This window comes from Kluyvera chengduensis (genome assembly GCF_044197065.1).
Classification (GTDB): Bacteria; Pseudomonadota; Gammaproteobacteria; order Enterobacterales; family Enterobacteriaceae; genus Kluyvera; species Kluyvera ascorbata_C.
Genome location: NZ_JBIQOI010000016.1, coordinates 1 through 20,074 on the forward strand (window position 1 = coordinate 1; position 20,074 = coordinate 20,074).

At 57.0% G+C, this 20,074-nt stretch carries 21 protein-coding genes and 1 riboswitch; of the genes, 13 read left to right on the plus strand and 8 right to left on the minus strand.

Going from position 1 to position 20,074, the window contains the following annotated elements; translation table 11 throughout:
* Nucleotides 1-509: 509 nt before the first annotated feature.
* Both purH and purD read left to right on the plus strand, forming a co-directional pair.
* Nucleotides 510-2,099, plus strand: coding sequence for a bifunctional phosphoribosylaminoimidazolecarboxamide formyltransferase/IMP cyclohydrolase (gene purH, locus ACH1XZ_RS22570; protein WP_395597243.1), 1,590 nt, complete (start codon nucleotides 510-512; stop codon nucleotides 2,097-2,099).
* Nucleotides 2,100-2,114: 15 nt separating this feature from the next.
* Nucleotides 2,115-3,404: a phosphoribosylamine--glycine ligase gene (gene purD / locus ACH1XZ_RS22575; protein WP_395597244.1), complete on the plus strand. Its 1,290-nt coding sequence runs from the start codon at nucleotides 2,115-2,117 to the stop codon at nucleotides 3,402-3,404.
* On the opposite strand, the gene zraR is transcribed toward purD, so the two are convergent.
* Both zraR and zraS read right to left on the minus strand, forming a co-directional pair.
* Nucleotides 3,401-4,732: a sigma-54-dependent response regulator transcription factor ZraR gene (zraR, locus tag ACH1XZ_RS22580; RefSeq protein WP_395597245.1), complete on the minus strand. Its 1,332-nt coding sequence runs from the start codon at nucleotides 4,730-4,732 to the stop codon at nucleotides 3,401-3,403. The genes purD and zraR overlap by 4 nt on opposite strands.
* A complete protein-coding gene (zraS, locus tag ACH1XZ_RS22585) occupies nucleotides 4,729-6,108 on the minus strand; it encodes a two-component system sensor histidine kinase ZraS (RefSeq protein ID WP_395597246.1) in 1,380 nt (459 codons plus the stop codon). The genes zraR and zraS overlap by 4 nt, the downstream gene beginning before the upstream one ends.
* A 251-nt stretch (nucleotides 6,109-6,359) precedes the next feature.
* Between zraS and zraP the strand changes: the two genes are divergently transcribed.
* Entirely contained in the window at nucleotides 6,360-6,794 is a 435-nt protein-coding gene (gene zraP, locus ACH1XZ_RS22590; RefSeq protein WP_395597247.1) for a zinc resistance sensor/chaperone ZraP, read from the plus strand.
* A 2-nt stretch (nucleotides 6,795-6,796) separates the two neighbouring features.
* On the opposite strand, the gene ACH1XZ_RS22595 is transcribed toward zraP, so the two are convergent.
* From ACH1XZ_RS22595 to nudC, 6 genes are all read right to left on the minus strand, one after another.
* Nucleotides 6,797-7,489 carry a DUF1481 domain-containing protein gene (locus ACH1XZ_RS22595; RefSeq protein WP_395597262.1) on the minus strand — a complete coding sequence of 231 codons (693 nt, stop codon included), beginning with the start codon at nucleotides 7,487-7,489 and terminating at the stop codon, nucleotides 6,797-6,799.
* Nucleotides 7,490-7,501: 12 nt separating this feature from the next.
* The gene (hupA, locus tag ACH1XZ_RS22600) at nucleotides 7,502-7,774 is read right to left on the minus strand and encodes a nucleoid-associated protein HU-alpha (RefSeq protein WP_001044509.1); all 273 of its coding nucleotides are present in this window, start codon (nucleotides 7,772-7,774) and stop codon (nucleotides 7,502-7,504) included.
* Between the two features lie 186 nt (nucleotides 7,775-7,960).
* Nucleotides 7,961-8,551 carry a YjaG family protein gene (locus ACH1XZ_RS22605; protein ID WP_395597248.1) on the minus strand — a complete coding sequence of 197 codons (591 nt, stop codon included), beginning with the start codon at nucleotides 8,549-8,551 and terminating at the stop codon, nucleotides 7,961-7,963.
* A 33-nt stretch (nucleotides 8,552-8,584) separates the two neighbouring features.
* Nucleotides 8,585-9,265: a deoxyribonuclease V gene (gene nfi / locus ACH1XZ_RS22610; RefSeq protein WP_395597249.1), complete on the minus strand. Its 681-nt coding sequence runs from the start codon at nucleotides 9,263-9,265 to the stop codon at nucleotides 8,585-8,587.
* A 9-nt stretch (nucleotides 9,266-9,274) separates the two neighbouring features.
* Nucleotides 9,275-10,339, minus strand: a complete 1,065-nt coding sequence (hemE, locus tag ACH1XZ_RS22615; protein ID WP_395597250.1) for a uroporphyrinogen decarboxylase — start codon at nucleotides 10,337-10,339, stop codon at nucleotides 9,275-9,277.
* A 40-nt stretch (nucleotides 10,340-10,379) separates the two neighbouring features.
* Nucleotides 10,380-11,153 (minus strand): NAD(+) diphosphatase, encoded by a 774-nt coding sequence (nudC, locus tag ACH1XZ_RS22620; protein ID WP_395597251.1) that lies wholly within the window; start codon nucleotides 11,151-11,153, stop codon nucleotides 10,380-10,382.
* Between the two features lie 97 nt (nucleotides 11,154-11,250).
* Between nudC and rsd the strand changes: the two genes are divergently transcribed.
* The 10 genes from rsd to ACH1XZ_RS22670 all read left to right on the plus strand — a co-directional run bounded on the left by rsd (nucleotide 11,251) and on the right by ACH1XZ_RS22670 (nucleotide 20,074).
* Nucleotides 11,251-11,736 (plus strand): sigma D regulator, encoded by a 486-nt coding sequence (gene rsd, locus ACH1XZ_RS22625; protein ID WP_395597252.1) that lies wholly within the window; start codon nucleotides 11,251-11,253, stop codon nucleotides 11,734-11,736.
* Between the two features lie 172 nt (nucleotides 11,737-11,908).
* Nucleotides 11,909-12,018: riboswitch (TPP riboswitch) on the plus strand.
* An 83-nt stretch (nucleotides 12,019-12,101) separates the two neighbouring features.
* On the plus strand, nucleotides 12,102-14,000 hold the full coding sequence (thiC, locus tag ACH1XZ_RS22630) for a phosphomethylpyrimidine synthase ThiC (RefSeq protein ID WP_395597253.1): 1,899 nt from the start codon (nucleotides 12,102-12,104) through the stop codon (nucleotides 13,998-14,000).
* Nucleotides 14,000-14,635 (plus strand): thiamine phosphate synthase, encoded by a 636-nt coding sequence (gene thiE / locus ACH1XZ_RS22635; RefSeq protein ID WP_395597254.1) that lies wholly within the window; start codon nucleotides 14,000-14,002, stop codon nucleotides 14,633-14,635. The genes thiC and thiE overlap by 1 nt, the downstream gene beginning before the upstream one ends.
* Nucleotides 14,628-15,386, plus strand: a complete 759-nt coding sequence (locus ACH1XZ_RS22640) for a HesA/MoeB/ThiF family protein (RefSeq protein WP_395597255.1) — start codon at nucleotides 14,628-14,630, stop codon at nucleotides 15,384-15,386. The genes thiE and ACH1XZ_RS22640 overlap by 8 nt, the downstream gene beginning before the upstream one ends.
* Nucleotides 15,367-15,567: a sulfur carrier protein ThiS gene (gene thiS, locus ACH1XZ_RS22645; RefSeq protein ID WP_395597256.1), complete on the plus strand. Its 201-nt coding sequence runs from the start codon at nucleotides 15,367-15,369 to the stop codon at nucleotides 15,565-15,567. The genes ACH1XZ_RS22640 and thiS overlap by 20 nt, the downstream gene beginning before the upstream one ends.
* 1 nt (nucleotide 15,568) lies before the next feature.
* Nucleotides 15,569-16,339: a thiazole synthase gene (gene thiG, locus ACH1XZ_RS22650; RefSeq protein WP_395597257.1), complete on the plus strand. Its 771-nt coding sequence runs from the start codon at nucleotides 15,569-15,571 to the stop codon at nucleotides 16,337-16,339.
* The gene (gene thiH / locus ACH1XZ_RS22655; protein ID WP_395597258.1) at nucleotides 16,336-17,466 is read left to right on the plus strand and encodes a 2-iminoacetate synthase ThiH; all 1,131 of its coding nucleotides are present in this window, start codon (nucleotides 16,336-16,338) and stop codon (nucleotides 17,464-17,466) included. Before thiG ends, thiH begins: the two co-directional genes overlap by 4 nt.
* 241 nt (nucleotides 17,467-17,707) lie before the next feature.
* Entirely contained in the window at nucleotides 17,708-19,252 is a 1,545-nt protein-coding gene (locus ACH1XZ_RS22660; RefSeq protein WP_395597263.1) for a sensor domain-containing diguanylate cyclase, read from the plus strand.
* 191 nt (nucleotides 19,253-19,443) lie between these two features.
* Nucleotides 19,444-19,749 carry a PTS sugar transporter subunit IIB gene (locus ACH1XZ_RS22665; protein ID WP_035895906.1) on the plus strand — a complete coding sequence of 102 codons (306 nt, stop codon included), beginning with the start codon at nucleotides 19,444-19,446 and terminating at the stop codon, nucleotides 19,747-19,749.
* Nucleotides 19,750-19,756: 7 nt separating this feature from the next.
* On the plus strand, nucleotides 19,757-20,074 hold the full coding sequence (locus ACH1XZ_RS22670; RefSeq protein WP_035895909.1) for a PTS lactose/cellobiose transporter subunit IIA: 318 nt from the start codon (nucleotides 19,757-19,759) through the stop codon (nucleotides 20,072-20,074).

Genomic DNA, 20,074 nt, shown 5'->3' on the forward strand with positions numbered 1-20,074 from the left:
CAGATTGTCTGATAAATTGTTAAAGAGCAGTGCAACACGGCTTTCGCTCACTGTTGCGAGGTGGCGTATATTACGCTTTCCTCTTTCAGAGTCAACCCTCATTTTCAGGTTTTTCTCTTCAACCAACCCGGCTAGTTAGTGTGAAGTGATTCACATCCGCCGTGTCGATGGAGGCGCATTATAGGGAGTTTCCTTGGGGCCGCAACCCTTAAATGACAGAAAAATGACTGACTGCTGAAATCCCCAGCAGAACCCCGCCTTATACCTATTTACACACAGAGTTATCCACAATAAGAAGGATCTCTTTTGAAGATCGCTTGGTTTTATCCCTCATCTATAGAGATGAAATAATGGAATTGAGGGAAAGAGAAAAATTCGCGAGCGTTGCGCAAACGTTTTCGTTACAATGCCCCCGCAAAACAAGGATGCCCCGTAAGGGGCGTTAGCTGAGTTTTTACGCAAGAATTCACCTAACGCTCTCTGTAATAGTCAAATCCAGGGGATTTACCATGCAACAACGTCGTCCAGTCCGCCGCGCTCTGCTCAGTGTTTCTGACAAGGCCGGTATCATCGAGTTCGCCCAGGCACTTTCCGCACGCGGTGTGGAGCTGCTATCGACAGGAGGCACTGCCCGCCTGTTAGCAGAGAAAGGTCTGCCGGTGACCGAAGTTTCCGATTACACCGGTTTCCCGGAAATGATGGATGGACGCGTAAAGACCCTGCATCCAAAAGTACACGGTGGCATACTCGGTCGTCGCGGCCAGGACGATGCCATTATGGAACAGCACCACATTGCCCCTATCGATATGGTTGTCGTTAACCTCTATCCGTTCGCCGAGACCGTTGCCCGTGAAGGCTGCTCGCTGGAAGATGCTGTAGAGAACATCGATATCGGTGGCCCAACCATGGTTCGCTCCGCCGCGAAGAACCATAAAGATGTTGCTATCGTGGTGAAGAGCAGCGACTACGACGCCATTATTAAAGAGATGGATGCTAACGAAGGCTCTCTGACCCTCGACACCCGTTTCGATCTGGCGATTAAAGCTTTCGAACACACCGCCGCCTACGACAGCATGATTGCCAACTACTTCGGCAGCATGGTTCCGGCTTACCACGGCGAAAGCAAAGAAGCCGCCGGTCGCTTCCCTCGTACGCTGAACCTGAACTTCATTAAGAAGCAGGATATGCGCTACGGCGAGAACAGCCACCAGCAGGCAGCCTTCTATATAGAAGAAAACGTCAAAGAAGCATCCGTTGCCACCGCGCAGCAGGTTCAGGGTAAAGCGCTCTCCTATAACAACATCGCCGATACCGATGCGGCGCTGGAGTGTGTGAAAGAGTTCAGCGAACCGGCCTGCGTTATCGTTAAGCACGCGAACCCATGTGGCGTGGCAGTCAGCACCTCAATTCTTGATGCTTACGACCGCGCTTATAAAACAGACCCAACCTCCGCGTTCGGCGGCATCATCGCCTTCAACCGCGAGCTGGACGCTGAAACCGCGCAGGCCATCATCTCCCGCCAGTTCGTGGAAGTGATTATCGCCCCATCCGCGACCGAAGAAGCGCTGAAGATCACCGCCGCTAAACAGAACGTTCGCGTCCTGACCTGCGGCCAGTGGGCACAGCGCGTACCGGGCCTCGACTTTAAACGCGTGAACGGCGGCCTGCTGGTTCAGGACCGTGACCTGGGTATGGTGACCGAAGGTGAACTGCGCGTGGTTTCCAAACGTCAGCCAACCGAGCAGGAGCTGCGCGATGCGCTGTTCTGCTGGAAAGTGGCGAAGTTCGTGAAGTCCAATGCCATTGTGTATGCCAAAGAGAACATGACCATCGGTATAGGCGCAGGCCAGATGAGCCGCGTTTACTCCGCCAAAATCGCGGGCATTAAAGCCGCTGATGAAGGTCTGGAAGTGAAAGGCTCCGCCATGGCTTCCGACGCGTTCTTCCCGTTCCGTGATGGCATTGATGCCGCCGCCGCCGTTGGCGTGAGCTGCGTTATCCAGCCTGGCGGTTCTATCCGCGACGAAGAAGTGATTGCCGCCGCCGACGAACACGGCATCGCGATGATCTTCACCGACATGCGCCACTTCCGCCATTAATTCAGGGAGCAGACGATGAAAGTTTTAGTTATTGGCAACGGCGGGCGCGAACACGCGCTGGCCTGGAAAGCCGCACAGTCCCCACTGGTGGATACCGTTTTTGTCGCACCGGGTAACGCCGGTACCGCACTGGAGCCCGCGTTGCAAAACGTGGCTATCGGCGTCACCGATATTCCGGCACTGCTGAGCTTTGCCCAGAACGAGAAGATTGACCTGACCATCGTCGGCCCGGAAGCGCCGCTGGTGATTGGCGTGGTCGATGCATTCCGCGCCGCAGGCCTGAAAATCTTCGGGCCAACCGAAGGCGCTGCACAGCTGGAAGGCTCTAAAGCCTTCACCAAAGATTTCCTCGCCCGTCACCAGATCCCGACGGCGGAATATCAGAACTTCACTGAGATTGAGCCTGCGCTGGCCTATCTGCGTGAGAAAGGCGCGCCGATCGTTATCAAAGCCGACGGGCTGGCCGCTGGTAAAGGCGTTATCGTGGCGATGACGCTCGAAGAAGCAGAAGCCGCCGTTCACGATATGCTGGCCGGTAACGCCTTTGGCGACGCGGGTCACCGCATCGTTATCGAAGAGTTCCTCGACGGCGAAGAAGCGAGCTTTATCGTGATGGTCGACGGCGAGCACGTGCTGCCGATGGCCACCAGCCAGGATCACAAACGTGTAGGCAACGGTGATACAGGCCCGAACACCGGCGGCATGGGGGCTTACTCTCCGGCCCCAGTGGTAACCGATGAAGTACACCAGCGCACCATGGAACGCATCATCTGGCCAACCGTGAAAGGCATGGCGGCGGAAGGGAATACCTACACCGGTTTCCTGTATGCAGGTCTGATGATCGACAAACAGGGCAACCCAAAGGTTATCGAGTTCAACTGCCGCTTTGGCGATCCGGAAACTCAGCCGATCATGCTGCGCATGAAGTCGGATCTGGTGGATCTTTGTCTGGCCGCCTGCGAGGGCAAGCTGGATGAGAAAACTTCCGAGTGGGACGAGCGCGCTTCGCTGGGCGTAGTGATTGCCGCGGGCGGTTACCCTGGCAACTACAACACCGGCGATGAGATCCACGGCCTGCCGCTGGAATCTTCAACCGACGGTAAGGTCTTCCACGCGGGCACCAAACTCGCGGACGACGACCGCGTGCTGACCAGCGGCGGCCGCGTGCTGTGCGCTACCGCACTGGGTCACACCGTCGCAGAAGCGCAGCAACGCGCTTACGCCTTAATGACCGATATCCACTGGGACGGCAGCTTCAGCCGCCGCGATATCGGCTGGCGCGCTATCGAGCGTGAGCAGAACTAACGGCTGAGCTTTGCCAGCAGCGTTTTGCGCGTAATGCCCAACTGACGGGCGGCTTCAGTTTTGTTGCCGCCCGTTTTTTCGAGCGCTGAGAGAATTACCTCTTTTTCCACCTCCACCAGCGGCAGGATCTCGTCATCGGCCGACGACAAAATCGGTACCGGCGTACCCGCAATCGCCAACGGCAGTTCGCGCTCAGAGATATATTCCCCCGTCAGTAACACCACCGCCCGCTCCACCGCGTTTTCCAGCTCGCGAATATTGCCCGGCCAGTCGTAGTGAATCAGCAAATCCATCGCCTGCGGGGTAAATCCCTGTACCGCTTTACGGTTGCGTTCGGCATAGCGTTTCAGGAAGTAGTGCGCGAGAGCGGGGATATCTTCACGGCGCTGACGCAGCGGCGGCATATCGATGGTCACCACGTTCAACCGGTAATAGAGATCCTGGCGAAAACGCCCGGCGTTGACCTCTTCAGCCAAATCGCGATGGGTCGCGGCAATCAGGCGGACATCCACCGAAATGGTCTGGTTGCTGCCCACGCGCTGCACTTCACGCTCCTGAATCGCACGCAGCAGGCGCACCTGCATCAGCGGCGAGATATCGCCAATTTCATCGAGGAACAAGGTGCCGCCGCTCGCCTCAACAAAGCGCCCTTCCCGCCGTTTATCCGCACCGGTAAACGCCCCTCTCTCGTGGCCGAACAGCTCAGACTCCAGCAAAGATTCATTGAGCGCCGCGCAGTTCAGCGTCACCAGCGGCCCATCGCATCGCGCGCTACTGGCATGCAGGGCTCGCGCCACCAGCTCTTTGCCGGTGCCCGACTCGCCGTGAATCAACACGGTAGCATCAGAAGGGGCAACCAGAGTGATACTGTGCAGCAGCGCCTGCATCGCAGGGCTATCGCCAACCATGCCGAACTGAGTCGCTGGAGAAGCCTCAACCGCGCCGTCAGGCTGCCGGGTATGCACCAGCGCCTGCGCGAGCGTTTGCTGCAGGTTATCAAAGTCTAACGGCTTGATGAGGTAGTCCAGCGCGCCGGATTTTATCGCCTCAACCGCCGTCCCCACGCTGGAATAGGCGGTCATGATCAGCACCGGTATCGACGGATTCCAGGCTTTGATCTCTTTGAGCGTTTCAATGCCGTCCATCTCCGCCATACGAATATCGCAGAGCACTAAATCAAATACCCGCTGGCGTACCTGTTCCAGCGCCTCCCGGCCGTTGTGCGCCAGTGAGACCCGGTATCCCCAGCCGCGCAGCAGCGCCTCAAGAATCGTGCAGTGGCTGACATCATCGTCCACCACCAGAATATCGACCTGTTCTACGCTCATCCTTGCTGTTCCTTTTGTCGCTCATTAACCGGCAGGTAGAGGGTAAATGTGGCTCCCTCGTCGGGACGGCTATCGGCGTGAATCGTGCCGCCATGCTGCTCAATAATGTTCTGTACCACCGCCAGCCCAAGACCGGTACCGTCGGCTTTGGTGGTGAAGTAAGGGGTGAAAATCGCCTGCAGCTGCTCGGCCGTCATGCCCTTGCCGCTATCGGCGACGCTCACCTTCATGCGCCCATCGCTGCACTCACCCGCTGTCACCGTAATTGTACCGCCGTGCCCTATTGCCTGAATCGCGTTGAGATAGAGATTTAGCAGCACCTGATTCAGCCGGTCTGGGTCGGCCTGAATGCAGCGTAGCGCTGGCTGCGGGGTGAACCGCAGCGTAATCTCCCGGTCGCGCGCATCCTGGCTGACCAGCTGTAGCGAGTGGGCGATCACCTCGTTGAGATCCACCGGCTGCCATTTTAAGTGCGCCGGACGTACCAGTTCCAGCAGGTCACTGACCACGCGATTGAGACGGTCAGCCTCTTTCGCCATCACCTGCGCCAGCGCGTAGGCTTCTCCCCCCGGCGGCGTGCGTTCAGCAAAGTACTTCGCCAGCCCTTTAATCGAGGAGAGCGGATTACGGATTTCATGCGCCACCCCTGCCGCCAGATGGCCTAAGGCCACCAGCTTTTCTCTGCGATGGGTCGCTTCCTGTAACAGCTTGCGTGAGCGCTGGTAGCGACGAAACCAGAACTGCGCGAGGATAGTCGCCACCATCACCAGCCCGGCGGCGCACAGCATCACTATCATATTTCGCAGCCCGCGCGCCTGCTCGGCATCGAGCTCACGCACATCAAAGGCGATAAAAATCACCTGCGGGACATCGGCGACGTTGCGCCGCATCATCATGCGCCTGTGGTGGCCGTTGCCGCTGTCCAACGGGCGGAACGTCCGGTAAAGCTCCAGAGCCGGTTCGGGCGATGCAACACGGCGCTCGCTGACGGTGTCACCAACCTGAAGTTCACGCATCTGCTGCGCATCATAAAGCGTCTTGCCCACCTGCTGCGGGTCACTATGGGCCATCACTGTCCCTTGTTCATCGGTAACGGCAAACCACAGCACGCCAGGCTGCCAGGCCATCTCTTCCAACATTGCCTGAAGCTGGGCATGATGCATGCGCATCCCCATGCCGACGCGGGCGCCGGACTCCAGCGCGCGGATAAGCACGCTGCCCTTCTCTTGAATGGCCTGCCGTGCCGACGCGCTTTCCCGCCCATAGTCACGCACGATAAGCGCAGAGAACAGGCAGACCAACAGCAAAATCACGCTAGTCAGCAACCAGCTAATGCCGGTGGTTATCGAATCCTTCTGTAAACGTATGAGGCTCATGGGGCTTCCTTTTCTTTTCCCGTAATCATCCCTCAGCAGAAATCATGCCATTTTTCGCGCCCGCTAAACCGGCCCGCGAACACAAACGTCTTGCTTCAACGAGTAAAAATAACCCGCTGGTTAAGCTTGCGCGGGTCATTTTTACTCGCCCGTCGCCGCGAACGGTCTGAAAACCCCTGCATTATCTCGGTTTTCAGGACTGGCACAGAAGATGCAATAGCTAAGATAACCACACCACAGGAGAATCAACCATGAAACGGAACAACAATCTGACGCTTACTCTCTTAGCCGTTGCAGCCTTCACTTTCACCAGCGGAGCGGCGTTAGCGGGACCACATCACTGGGGAAACAACGGCGATAACGGTGGCTACAGTCAGCTTACCGATGCACAGCAGGCAACGGCCCAGAAGCTCCGTAATGATTTTTATAATCAGACCAGCGCACTGCGACAGCAGCTCACCTCTAAGCGCTATGAGTACAACGCACTGTTGACAGCCGATAAGCCGGATAGCGCCAAAATAGAGAGCGTGGCGCAAGAGATGGAGACACTACGACAGAAGCTGGATAATCAGCGGGTGAAGTTTGATGTGGCCATGGCGCAGGCCGGCATTCCCCGTCACGGTGGGATGGGCTGTCAGGGGGGATACAACGGTGGCGGCCATATGGGCGGCATGAACCGCTGGTAAACCTAGAAGCTCTTTTCGGTCGGCTGCCAGGTGCAGTAGTCTTCGTTCGCCACCAGCAGGAGCTGCGTGCCTTCCGGCGCTTCCAGCCAGGCAATGCTCACTTCGGCGGACGAACGGCTCTGGCGGCTTGCAATATGCCCCAGGGCGCGGGAGTCAAAATCAGGCTTCACCGTTTCGCCTTCACAGGTGGTGACGGAGCCGTCGGCATGCCAGCGCCCCTGACGTAGCACCACTTTCCCCAGCCGCAGCGCGTCGCTGGTCTGGCGGATCTGCTCGGCACGGTAACGATAGAGCGCCACCTGGTCGCTGGAGAGCTGCTGTTTCTGCCCGTCAATTTCGCGCTGCATGAAGCTCAGCTCGCCGTTGCTATCGAAACGGGCGCGGATATGTTCGGACGGTTTGCCGTAGATATTGAGTTCAATCAGCTGCAGTTTGTCATCCTGCCAACGGTATTCGCTGGTCGAGGTGTTGCCGCTGTGCCACGGGCTTAAGGTAGCCAGTAGATGGGTCTCGCCGCCGCTATCTTTACGCCAGATGCGCACCGCACCCTGCGTGTCAGCGTAGCCGCTGGCGGTGAAAGGCGGCAGCGTGCTGTTATGGCTGCAGGCAGTGAGCAACAGTACGCCAGCCAGCGCCGATAAACGGCGCCAGATGAACGAAAGGGGCGAAACCGCCCCTTCTTTAAAACTGTTCACTGCCACGCGGTCTTACTTAACTGCGTCTTTCAGTGCTTTGCCAGAAACAAATGCCGGCACGTTAGCTGCGGCGATTTTGATTTCTTTACCGGTCTGCGGGTTGCGGCCAGTACGCTCAGCGCGGTGGTTCACTTTGAAGGTACCGAAACCAACCAGTTGTACAGCATCACCTTCTTTCAGAGACTCAGTAATAGCAGCCAGGGTGGATTCCAGTGCAGCTTTAGCCTGGGTTTTAGACAGTTCAGCCTTGTCCGCAATTACATCAATCAGTTGAGTCTTGTTCATAAGTTATCCTTACAATGTGTTTATCGCTTGCTAAGCATCGAGTGCGACGAAAATGCCATAAAAGCACTCTCCTGCATACACGCACCGATAGCCACTTTTTTTCGCCCTCCAAATGTAGACCAGACGGGGGGCAGATGTGAAGCCTTCAGGCATTACAATTCAGGCGGTAAATCACGTTTTGTTGTCTCATTGCTGAAAAATTATACCAATATTGCTCTCACCGGCCTCGCGGAGGTCTGCGCGTAGCCCTTTAATCAGTTCAATATCGCGTTCTTCACACTCGGCTAAAAGGCGGAAAATCTCCCACTGAATGTCCCATTCTTGCTCTACAGCAGGGTTCAAACGCAGCTCTTCATCGGTCATTTCGCGACCAGCCTGGGTCATTTCCAGCATCGCGACGGAAGTAATAGAACTCTTACTGACTTCGATCGCGTGCTCGAGCGTTTCACCGCTCAGGCGAGAATGTATTAATTCGCTCAATGCCACGCAGGCATCGATCGCCGGGTAAACGCCGTACATGTCGTAATCGTCGGCTGACGGGATCGCCTCTTCCAGTTTTTCCAGCTGGCTGTCGAAGTTCACTTTCGCGTCTTTGACCGTCAGGGTTTCCCAGATGAGGTCGAGAATGCGGCGGTACACCTGTGGCTCACCAAATTCCGACTCTTTGCAGAACATGGCGTAGTTCGGGTACATGCGTTCACACAGGCAAGCCATGAAGGTGACGTGCTGCCAGCTTTCCAGCTTCTCCAGACGCAGATGAATCGGGTTTTGTAACATGATGAGTTCTCAAATACGGAAATTAGACGCAGTTTACCCGATATGGGGCATTTTTGCTGCAAGCCGCGTAAAAGCCGGACGCTCAGATGCAACAGCATCCGCCCAGCGCGTGGGTTCCGGCAGTCGGTAGCCTTGGGTGCAGCGCTGTACCCACGCCAAAGCGCTCTCGAGGCTTACGCGGTGCCCCGTGGAGATAAACAGCGGGTTGCAGCGCACTTTGCTGCGCCAGACCCATGCCAGCTGCTCGTCTTTGTCGATTAGCGGCGCGAGCGCGCCTGCTTCTGGTGGGAGCGGCTCAAACTTACCGCACAGCCGCTTTTTCGCCACGCCAATGGTGGGAACATCCGCCAGCAGACCAAAATGGCTAGCAACGCCCAAACGGCGCGGATGCGAAATGCCATGGCCGTCGACGAACAGTAAATCCGGCTTTTGCGAAAGCTGCTGCCATGCCGCCATTAATGCCGGGGTTTCGCGAAAAGAGAGAAAACCGGGGATATAGGGCATGGTGGTGGCGATACGCGCCACCTGATACTCCACGAGCTCAAGCGACGGGTACTTCAGCAGTACCATCGCGGCGCGCGTCACTTCGCCGCCCTGCTCAAAGCCGACGTCGGCACCGCCGATCAGATCAGGGGGATCGCTGTTAAAACGATCGTCCCGGATCACCGATGAGGCCAGCTCAAGTTGCTGCGCGCGCAGCGACGCGAGATCCACGTGATTCCCTTAGCGGTGATACTGCGCCGACAGACGGTGCACTGCTTCAACGAAGACGCCCGCGTGTTCTGGCGGCACGTCCTGATGAATACCGTGGCCAAGGTTGAAGACGTGGCCTTCGCCCTGACCAAAACCGGCCAGAATCGTCGCCACTTCTTCTTCAATGCGCGCCGCAGGCGCGTAGAGCATGGACGGGTCCATATTGCCCTGTAGGGCAACTTTATGCCCCACACGGCGGCGCGCATCGGCGATATCGGTAGTCCAGTCGAGCCCCAGCGCATCGCAGCCGGTTTCCGCCATCGCTTCCAGCCACTGACCGCCGCCTTTGGTGAACAGCGTCACCGGCACGCGGCGGCCGTCGTTTTCACGCAGCAGGCCGTCGACGATTTTGTGCATGTAGTACAGCGAGAACTGCTGATAGTCGCGTCCGGTGAGCACGCCGCCCCAGGTGTCGAAAATCATCACCGACTGCGCGCCAGCTTTAATCTGCGCGTTGAGATACAGCGTGACGCTCTGCGCCAGCTTGTCGAGCAGCAGATGCAGCGCTTTAGGGTCGGCGTACATCATCTTTTTAATCACGGTGAAGGCTTTGCTGCTGCCGCCTTCCACCATATAGGTCGCCAGCGTCCACGGGCTGCCGGAGAAACCAATCAGCGGCACTTCGCCCTTCAGCTCACGGCGAATGGTGCGCACCGCGTTCATCACGTAGCCCAGCTCACCTTCCGGGTCCGGAATCGGCAGCTTTTCAACATCCGCTTTACTGGTAATTGGCGAGGTAAAGCGCGGGCCTTCCCCGGCTTCGAAGTACAACCCCAGCCCCATCGCATCCGGAATGGTCAGGATATCCGAGAAGAGGATCGCCGCATCAAGCGGATAGCGACGCAGCGGCTGCAGCGTCACTTCGCAGGCCAGCTCGGCGTTTTTGCACAGCGACATAAAATCACCGGCCTGGGCGCGGGTTGCCTTGTACTCCGGCAAATAGCGGCCTGCCTGGCGCATCATCCATACCGGGGTCACGTCTACGGGCTGGCGCAGCAGCGCACGCAGATAACGATCGTTCTTCAGTTCGCTCATGTTTACATTCCTTTAGCGTTGATGCGCCTATTGTAACATGTCAGTCGTAATCAGCCCGACACATTGCCACGGTATCTTCGATCAGACGACGTGCCACGGTGCCCGGCGGCGGCAGAAGCGGGAGATCGTCATAGCGATACCAGTTGGCGTTAAGCAGCTCTTTGGGATCGATAACGATGTCGCCGCTGTCGTACTCCGCCATAAAGGCGGTCATCAGCGACTGCGGGAACGGCCACGGCTGGGAGGTGATGTAGCGCAGGTTCTTCACCTTAATGCCGCTCTCCTCCATCACTTCACGCGCTACCGCCTGCTCTAAGGTTTCGCCCACTTCGACAAAACCGGCCAGCACGGTATGCACGCCGTTGCGATGGCGAACGTGTTGGGCAAGAAGAATCGAGTCGTCACGGCGAATGGCCACGATAATGCACGGTGCAATCTGCGGGTAATAGCGTTCGCGGCAGTGGCTGCACAACATGGCCCATTCGGTTTTGCTTGGGTGCATGGTGTGGCCGCAGTAGCCGCAGAATTTGTGCGAACGGTAAAACTCCGCCAGCTGCACGCCGCGCCCAGCAAGCTGGAATAGGCCAACGTCCTGGTCAAGAACCTGGCGCACGGTGCCCATATCATGACGCTTCTGTTGCTGAACCAACCACACCGGATCGCCTTCCCACTCGCCAATCTGGAGTGCGTGCTGACCCACAAGATCGAAATTTACCGCTTCGCCATATGGTAATTCCCCACCGGGCAACCATAATTTTTGTTCGTGGCTGACTATCCACCAACCGCGATCCCATTTTTCAATTATACGATCCATATCTCTTGCGCTACCTTTGCTTCACAGGCATGTTGTTAACATTATTATTACATAATGACGTGAGCAGATTTTAATCTTATCGATGCGGGGTCAACCTATGTTAAACCAGTTAGAAAGTCTAAAAGAGCGAATTCATGGACACCACAAACTGGTCGACCGTTGGCTGAATATTCGTAAGCACCTGCTCGTAGCTTACTACAATCTGGTTGGCCTTAAGCCTGGCAAAGAATCGTTCATGCGTCTTAATGAGAAAGCGCTTGATGACTTTTGTCAGCGCCTGGTCGACTATTTGTCTGCCGGTCATTTCAGTATTTATGAACGCATTATCCATAAAATGGAAGGCAACAGTCCGCTTTTAAACGCCAGTAAAATCTGGCCGTTGCTGGACGCCAATACCCAACAAATTATGGACTACTACGACTCTACGCTGGAGAACGCTATCGACCAGGATAACGTGTATGAATTCCAGCAGGCGCTGTCCGATATCGGTGAAGCGCTGGAGGCTCGTTTTCTGTTAGAAGACCAGCTCATCATGCTGACCTTCGAGGCGCTCGGCCCGGATGAAATAAAACGCCCGGCTTGAGATTTGCCGCATTAACGAGTAGTTTACATTCATTACCTCTACCCTAAATACTTCGAGTTGCAGGAAGGCGGCAAGGGAGTGCATCCCCAAGAGCGTACATAAGTACGTGACTGGGGTGCGCGAGCGCAGCCAACGCATCTGCAGCTTGAAGTATGACGGGTACATCTGAGGTTACTTCTTGTCGGAGTGCCCAGTGCGCAAGCACGGGCTGAGACCGTTAATTCGGGATCCGCGGAACCTGATCAGGTTAAGACCTGCGAAGGGAACAAGAGTCAATCTATAGTCGCATCGCCCAAGGGCGATCTTCTCTCTTGCTTCATCCGTCGTCTGACAAGCCATGTCCTTACTTTTATTTGGAATGAGCTATGTCTGTCACTACTAAACCCTCTCGCCGCGAACAGCGCGCCCAGGCCCAACACTTTATTGATACCCTGGAAGGCACCGCGTTCCCGAATTCCCAACGTATCTACATCACCGGTTCGCAGCCGGATATCCGCATTCCGATGCGCGAAATTCAGCTGAGCCCCACGCTGATTGGCGGCAATAAAGAGAACCCACAGTTTGAAGCGAACGAAGCGGTGCCGGTGTATGACACCTCCGGCCCCTACGGTGACCCGGACGTGGCGATTAACGTTCAGCAGGGTCTAGCCAAGCTGCGCCAGCCGTGGATTGCCGCCCGTGGCGACAGCGAAGAGCTGGACGACCGCAGCTCCGCCTACACCAAAGAGCGCCTGGCCGATGATGGGCTGGACGAGCTGCGTTTTAACGGGCTGCTGACGCCGAAGCGCGCCAAAGCGGGTAAATGCGTCACCCAACTGCACTACGCGCGCCAGGGGATCGTTACTCCGGAAATGGAGTTCATCGCCATTCGCGAGAACATGGGCCGCGAGCGTATTCGCAGCGAAGTGTTACGCCACCAGCATCCAGGCATGGCCTTCGGCGCACGTCTGCCGGAGAACATCACGCCGGAGTTCGTACGTGATGAAGTCGCCGCCGGGCGCGCCATCATTCCAGCCAACATTAACCACCCAGAGTCCGAGCCAATGATCATCGGCCGCAACTTCCTCGTGAAGGTGAACGCCAACATCGGTAACTCAGCGGTGACCTCTTCCATCGAAGAGGAAGTGGAAAAACTGGTGTGGTCCACCCGCTGGGGTGCGGATACCGTGATGGACCTGTCGACCGGCCGCTATATCCACGAAACCCGCGAGTGGATCTTGCGTAACAGCCCGGTTCCGATCGGCACCGTCCCGATCTACCAGGCGCTGGAGAAGGTCAACGGGATCGCCGAAGATCTGACCTGGGAAGCGTTCCGCGATACGCTGCTGGAACAGGCTGAACAGGGCGTCGACTACTTCACCATCCACGCAGGCGTGCTGCTGCGCTACGTGCCGATGACCGCGAAACGCCTGACCGGCATCGTCTCTCGCGGCGGGTCCATCATGGCGAAATGGTGCCTTTCCCATCATCAGGAAAACTTCCTCTACCAACATTTCCGCGAAATCTGTGAAATCTGCGCCGCCTACGACGTATCGCTGTCGCTGGGCGACGGTCTGCGTCCTGGCTCCATTCAGGATGCCAACGACGAAGCGCAGTTCTCCGAGCTGCACACGCTGGGCGAGCTGACCAAAATCGCCTGGGAGTATGACGTACAGGTGATGATTGAAGGCCCGGGCCACGTGCCGATGCAGATGATTCAGCGCAACATGACCGAAGAGCTGGAGCACTGCCACGAAGCGCCGTTCTATACCCTGGGGCCGTTGACTACCGACATCGCGCCGGGCTATGACCATTTCACCTCCGGCATTGGCGCGGCAATGATTGGCTGGTTTGGCTGTGCCATGCTCTGCTACGTCACGCCGAAAGAGCACCTTGGTCTGCCGAACAAAGAAGACGTGAAACAGGGGCTGATTACCTACAAGATTGCCGCACACGCCGCTGACCTGGCAAAAGGTCACCCGGGCGCGCAGATCCGCGATAACGCCATGTCGAAAGCGCGCTTTGAATTCCGCTGGGAAGATCAGTTCAACCTCGCGCTCGACCCGTTCACCGCACGCGCCTACCACGATGAAACCCTGCCGCAGGAGTCCGGCAAAGTCGCCCACTTCTGCTCGATGTGCGGGCCGAAATTCTGCTCAATGAAAATCAGCCAGGAAGTGCGCGACTACGCCGCTGCCCAGACCATTGAAGTGGGCATGGCGGATATGTCGGAGAACTTCCGCGCCAAAGGCGGTGAAATCTACCTGAAACGCGAGGAGGCATGATGTACCAGCCCGATTTTCCAACGGTACCGTTCCGCCTTGGGCTCTATCCGGTGGTGGACAGCGTGCAGTGGATTGAGCGCCTGCTGGAGGCTGGCGTGCGCACTATCCAACTGCGAATCAAAGATCAACGTGATGATGAGGTCGAGGCGGACGTGATGGCCGCCATCGTGCTGGGGCGACGCTATGACGCCCGGCTGTTTATCAACGACTACTGGCGATTGGCAATCAAGCATCGCGCTTACGGGGTGCATCTGGGTCAGGAAGACCTGGAAACCACCGACCTGAAAGCCATTCAGGCCGCAGGCCTCCGCCTTGGCGTGTCGACCCACGATGATATGGAGATTGACGTGGCACTCGCCGCTCGCCCCTCGTATATCGCGCTGGGCCACGTCTTCCCAACCCAAACCAAGCAGATGCCTTCCGCGCCGCAGGGGTTGGCGCAGTTGGCAGGCCATATTGCACGCCTGGCCGATTATCCCACCGTCGCCATCGGCGGCATCAGCCTTGCGCGTGCTCGTGACGTGCTGGCGACCGGCGTGGGCAGCATTGCCGTGGTTAGTGCCATAACCCAGGCGGCGGACTGGCGCGAAGCCACGGCGCAGCTGCTGGCAATCGCGGGAGTCGGCGATGAATGACCGCGACTTTATGCGCTATAGCCGGCAGATTTTGCTCGGCGACATTGCGATTGAAGGCCAGCAAAAGCTGCTCGGTAGCCATGTGCTGATTGTCGGATTAGGCGGCCTGGGCTCCCCCGCTGCGCTGTATCTGGCCGGTGCGGGTGTCGGCACGCTGACGCTGGCGGACGACGATGAGGTGCATCTGAGTAACCTGCAACGGCAAATCCTGTTCACCACCGACGATATTGCCCGCTCAAAATCGCTGGTCACTCAGCAGCGGCTGGCGCGGCTTAATCCAGATATCGACCTGGTGGCGCTACAGCAGCGGCTGACCGGCGACGCGCTGCGTCACGCAGTATCACGCGCCGACGTGGTGCTCGACTGTACCGACAACATGGCGACACGCCAGGCGATCAACGCCGCCTGCGTGGCACTCAATACGCCGCTCGTCACCGCCAGCGCCGTCGGCTTTGGCGGCCAAATCATGGTGTTGACGCCGCCGTGGGAGCAGGGCTGCTACCGCTGCCTGTGGCCGGACGATGCGGAGCCGGAACGCAACTGCCGCACCGCGGGCATCGTTGGCCCGGTGGTCGGCGTGATGGGCACGCTACAGGCGCTTGAGGCCATCAAGCTACTGAGCGGTATCGACACGCCGAGCGGCGAACTGCGTCTGTTCGACGGCAAAACCAGCCAGTGGCGCAGCCTCGCACTGCGTCGCGCCCAGGGCTGCCCGGTATGCGGAGGGCGACATGCAGATTCAGTTCAATGATGAAGCGATACAGTGCGCCGAGGGACAGACCGTCAGCGAGCTGCTCATCCAGCTTAATCAGCTTAAACCGGGCACCGCGCTAGCGCTGAACCAACAGGTTCTGCCCCGCGAGCAGTGGCAGCAGCACATCGTGCAGGAAGGCGACCAGATCCTGCTCTTTCAGGTTATTGCAGGGGGTTGATATGTTACGTATTGCGGACAAAACGTTTGATTCACATCTGTTCACCGGCACCGGCAAATTTGCTTCGTCTTCGCTGATGGTCGAGGCCATTCGTGCCTCCGGTAGCCAACTGGTGACGCTGGCGATGAAGCGGGTCGATTTACGTCAGCACAACGACGCCATTCTGGCCCCGCTGGTTGACGCGGGCGTAACGCTGCTGCCCAACACCTCGGGAGCCAAAACGGCCGAAGAAGCCATCTTCGCCGCCCAACTGGCGCGTGAGGCGCTGGGGACAAACTGGCTGAAGCTCGAAATTCACCCCGATGCCCGCTGGCTGCTGCCGGACCCGATTGAAACGCTGAAAGCCGCCGACGCGCTGGTGAAGCAGGGCTTTGTGGTGCTGCCGTACTGCGGCGCGGACCCGGTGCTGTGCAAGCGGCTGGAAGAAGTGGGCTGTGCGGCGGTGATGCCACTCGGTGCGCCTATCGGCTCTAATCAGGGGTTGGAAACCAAAGCCATGCTGGAGATTATCATCCAGCAGGCCACCGTGCCGGTGGTGGTCGATGCCGGGATCGGCGTCCCTAGCCATGCGGCGCAGGCGCTGGAGATGGGTGCCGACGCGGTGCTGGTCAACACGGCCATTGCCGTGGCGGACGATCCGGTGACCATGGCTACCGCCTTCCGCCTGGCGGTTGAAGCCGGGTTGCTGGCACGTCAGGCGGTGCCGGGAAACCGTAGCACGCAGGCGAGCGCCACCAGCCCATTAACCGGCTTTCTGGAGGCGCTGGCATGAAAACGTTCAGCGACCGCTGGCGACAGCTGGAATGGGACGACATCCGTTTACGTATCAACGGCAAAACGGCCGCCGACGTGGAACGGGCGCTCGGCGCTTCACAGCTTAGCCGCGACGATTTGATGGCCCTGCTCTCCCCCGCTGCCGCCGACTATCTGGAACCCATGGCGCAGCGGGCGCAAAAGCTCACCCGCCAACGCTTTGGCAATACCGTCAGCTTCTACGTGCCGCTTTATCTCTCGAACCTCTGCGCCAACGATTGTACCTACTGCGGCTTCTCCATGAGCAACCGCATTAAGCGCAAGACGCTGGATGAAGCGGAGATTGCCCGCGAGTGCGCGGCGATACGCGAGATGGGCTTTGAGCATCTGCTGCTGGTCACCGGCGAACATCAGGGGAAGGTCGGCATGGATTACTTCCGCCGACATCTACCGGATATTCGCCAGCAGTTTGCCTCGCTGCACATGGAAGTGCAGCCGCTGGCAACCGAGGAATATGCCGAGCTGAAAACGCTGGGGCTGGATGGAGTGATGGTCTATCAGGAGACCTACCATGAAGCGATGTACGCGCAGCACCATCTGAAAGGCAAAAAGCAGGACTTCTTCTGGCGGCTCGATACACCGGACCGTCTGGGACAAGCGGGGATCGATAAAATCGGCCTCGGCGCGCTGATTGGCCTTTCCGATAGCTGGCGGGTGGACTGCTTTATGGTTGCCGAGCACCTGATGTGGCTGCAGCAGCGTTACTGGCAAAGCCGATACTCCATCTCTTTCCCACGACTGCGTCCGTGCGCGGGCGGCATTGAGCCCGCGTCGCTGATGGATGAGCGTCAGTTGGTGCAGACGATTTGCGCATTCCGTCTGTTCTCGCCGGAGACCGAACTGTCACTTTCCACCCGCGAATCACCGTGGTTCCGCGATCGGGTTATTCCACTGGCTATCAATAACGTCAGCGCATTCTCGAAAACCCAACCCGGCGGCTACGCCGACAATCGCCCGGAGCTGGAGCAGTTCTCGCCGCACGATGCCAGAACGCCTGCCGAAGTGGCCAGTGCGCTAACCGTTCGTGGCCTACAGCCGGTATGGAAAGATTGGGATAGCTGGCTGGGACGCAGAGCAACCCGCTAAACGTCAACTATACTTCTTCAGGGCAGCCTGCTTTTTTTTGCTGCCCTTTTTCAGATTTTAACGAAATATTGTTTCAATAAAACCTGCTTGTTATAGCGATTAAATCTATATATTTAGAACAAATATTCATCTTTACGCCAATAAAGTATAATTATTGAGTCATAAATATGTGTATTAAATTGCAGTACCAACTCATTCTGGTTCTGGTCTTCTGCAATCTCTCCCAGGAATGGAAACCATGATGAGTTCTCACAGCAGACGGCTGTCATTTACGACCCCCATTTTTATCAGTTTTGCTGGCATTATTCTGTGTTTTATCACTATCGCCACACTGGTGACGATTATCCAGCGCAACGATATTATTCGCGATTATCATAGTATTAATCGCAATTTCACCCATAACATCGCAGTCAATTACTCCGAATCCGTGCTTCATGAAAATGACTACATACTGGGACGCGCGACGACCTATTTAGCTCGCAACGACGAGCTAAACCGGATTGTGAACCTCAATCCAGAGCAAGGGTTGCAGACGATGATGCAGTTGCTGTCCATGATGCCGACGGTCTCTTCACTCTCTATTGCCGATACCGAAGGTCACTACCTGCGTGCGCCTCAGGTGGTGAAACGTCAGAATAGCCCAGAATTTGATGCGACAACTCGTCCCTGGTTCGTTCACCAGGGGGATGCGGGGTTATTCAGCCGTTATACCCCGCCCTATATCGACTTTTTCACCCAACAACAGACCGTAACGCTGGCGAAACCCGTTATTTCAACCGACGGCAAGCTGAAAGGTACGCTGGCATTCCACTTTGATTTAGCCGCAATGAGCCACACGCTGCGTCAGATGAGGCCGCCAGTACAGGGGCAATTCTTCGTGGTAAACCGCCAGGGCCTGGCGCTGCTCCATTCCGATAGCGGCAAGCTTTTCCAGAAAGTCGTTTCGCCGCAGTTGCTCACCAACATGACCGCCGGCGAAGGCGAGGTGTTCGATAAAGAGACCCGCACCTGGTATTACTACTACTCATTTACCAACCCTGACTGGTTTGTGATTTATAAAGTCTCGGCACATACGCTCAGCGTACTGGCGCAGCATGAGAGCATCATCATCTCCTGGGGCTTCGCGCTGGCCGGGCTTATCATCATCACCTTCGGCCTGTATCTGCGGCATGCTTCACGCGGCATCCTGATGAATATCATCAACGCTATCAAAACCGGCGACACACAACGCGCGCCAGGCCTTGAAGTGATGCTGCACAAGGCCATCGAAACCAATAAAGAACGCGAGCGGGCCTATGTGCGTCAAGCCACCGTCGACTCACTGACCGGCTGTAAGAATCGCTGGGCGTTTGATACCGATATTACCGCCTTGATGAATGACCGACAGTCGTTTGCGCTGGCGCTGGTCGATATCGATAACTTCAAATCCATTAATGATACCTGGGGCCATCTCAGCGGCGATATCGTGCTGCGTAACGTGGCGCGCGAAGGTATCACCATTCTGCAGGCACACGGGCTGTCGCTCTACCGTTACGGTGGTGAGGAGTTCGCGGTTATCTTCACCGCTGAACATATCGCCGAGGCTTCTGCGCTGCTTGAGCTGTGGCGGATGAACGTCGCCAATAGAAACTGGCGTGAAGAAGGACTCCATGTGACCTTCAGCGCCGGGCTCGGCGAATGGCATATGGAGACGCTGGATCATCTGGTCTCAAGCGTCGACGAGGCGCTTTATAAAGCCAAACGTCAGGGGAAAAACCGCATCCTGCGTACGACCCACGACGCGTAACCCGGACGAGGCGCGACGGCACCGACGCCTGGGCGGTTCGGTGCCTTGGCACCCTAAACGCCAAAAAATGTAACCGGTTTCAGTTTTTTGAGACGATCTTTGTGATGGCTTACACACAATCGTCGTAAAGCGGTTGTTGATCGTTTCAGCTCGCGATAAACATGATTCATCACGGGTCATGAGGGAGCATTATGAAGAATATCGTTTTATGCTGCGCTGCAGGTATGTCCACCAGCATGCTGGTTCAACGCATGAAGGATGCTGCACAGAAAAAAGGAATTGAAGTCTCAATTAAAGCCGTACCGGTGGCCGAATTTAAAGCGAACATCAACGACGCGGACATCGTGCTGTTGGGTCCGCAGGTGAAGTATGAACAAGCTAAGCTTCAGGCGCTGGCTGACCCACTGGGTAAAAAGGTCGCGGTCATCGACATGATGGACTACGGCATGATGAAAGGCGATGTCGTGCTTGAGAAAGCCCTTAAGTTAATGGAGTGAGAAAGACGTGGAAGATTTAGAATCAATCATCATGGAACTGCTGGTGAACGCCGGTGCCGCACGTAGTTCCGCCTTAACTGCGCTGCAGTTGGCTCGCAAAGGTGACTTTGAGGGCGCGGAAAAAGCGATGGAAGAGTCTCGCGAGTTCGTTAAACTGGCCCATGGTATCCAGACCCAGCTTATCGGCATCGATGAAGGTACGGGTAAACTGCCGGTTAACCTGATCACCGTTCACTCCCAGGACCACCTGATGAACGCGATGGTAATTCAGGATCTGGCGACCGACATGATTGAACTGTATCGTCGTATTCCACTGGTTAGCTAA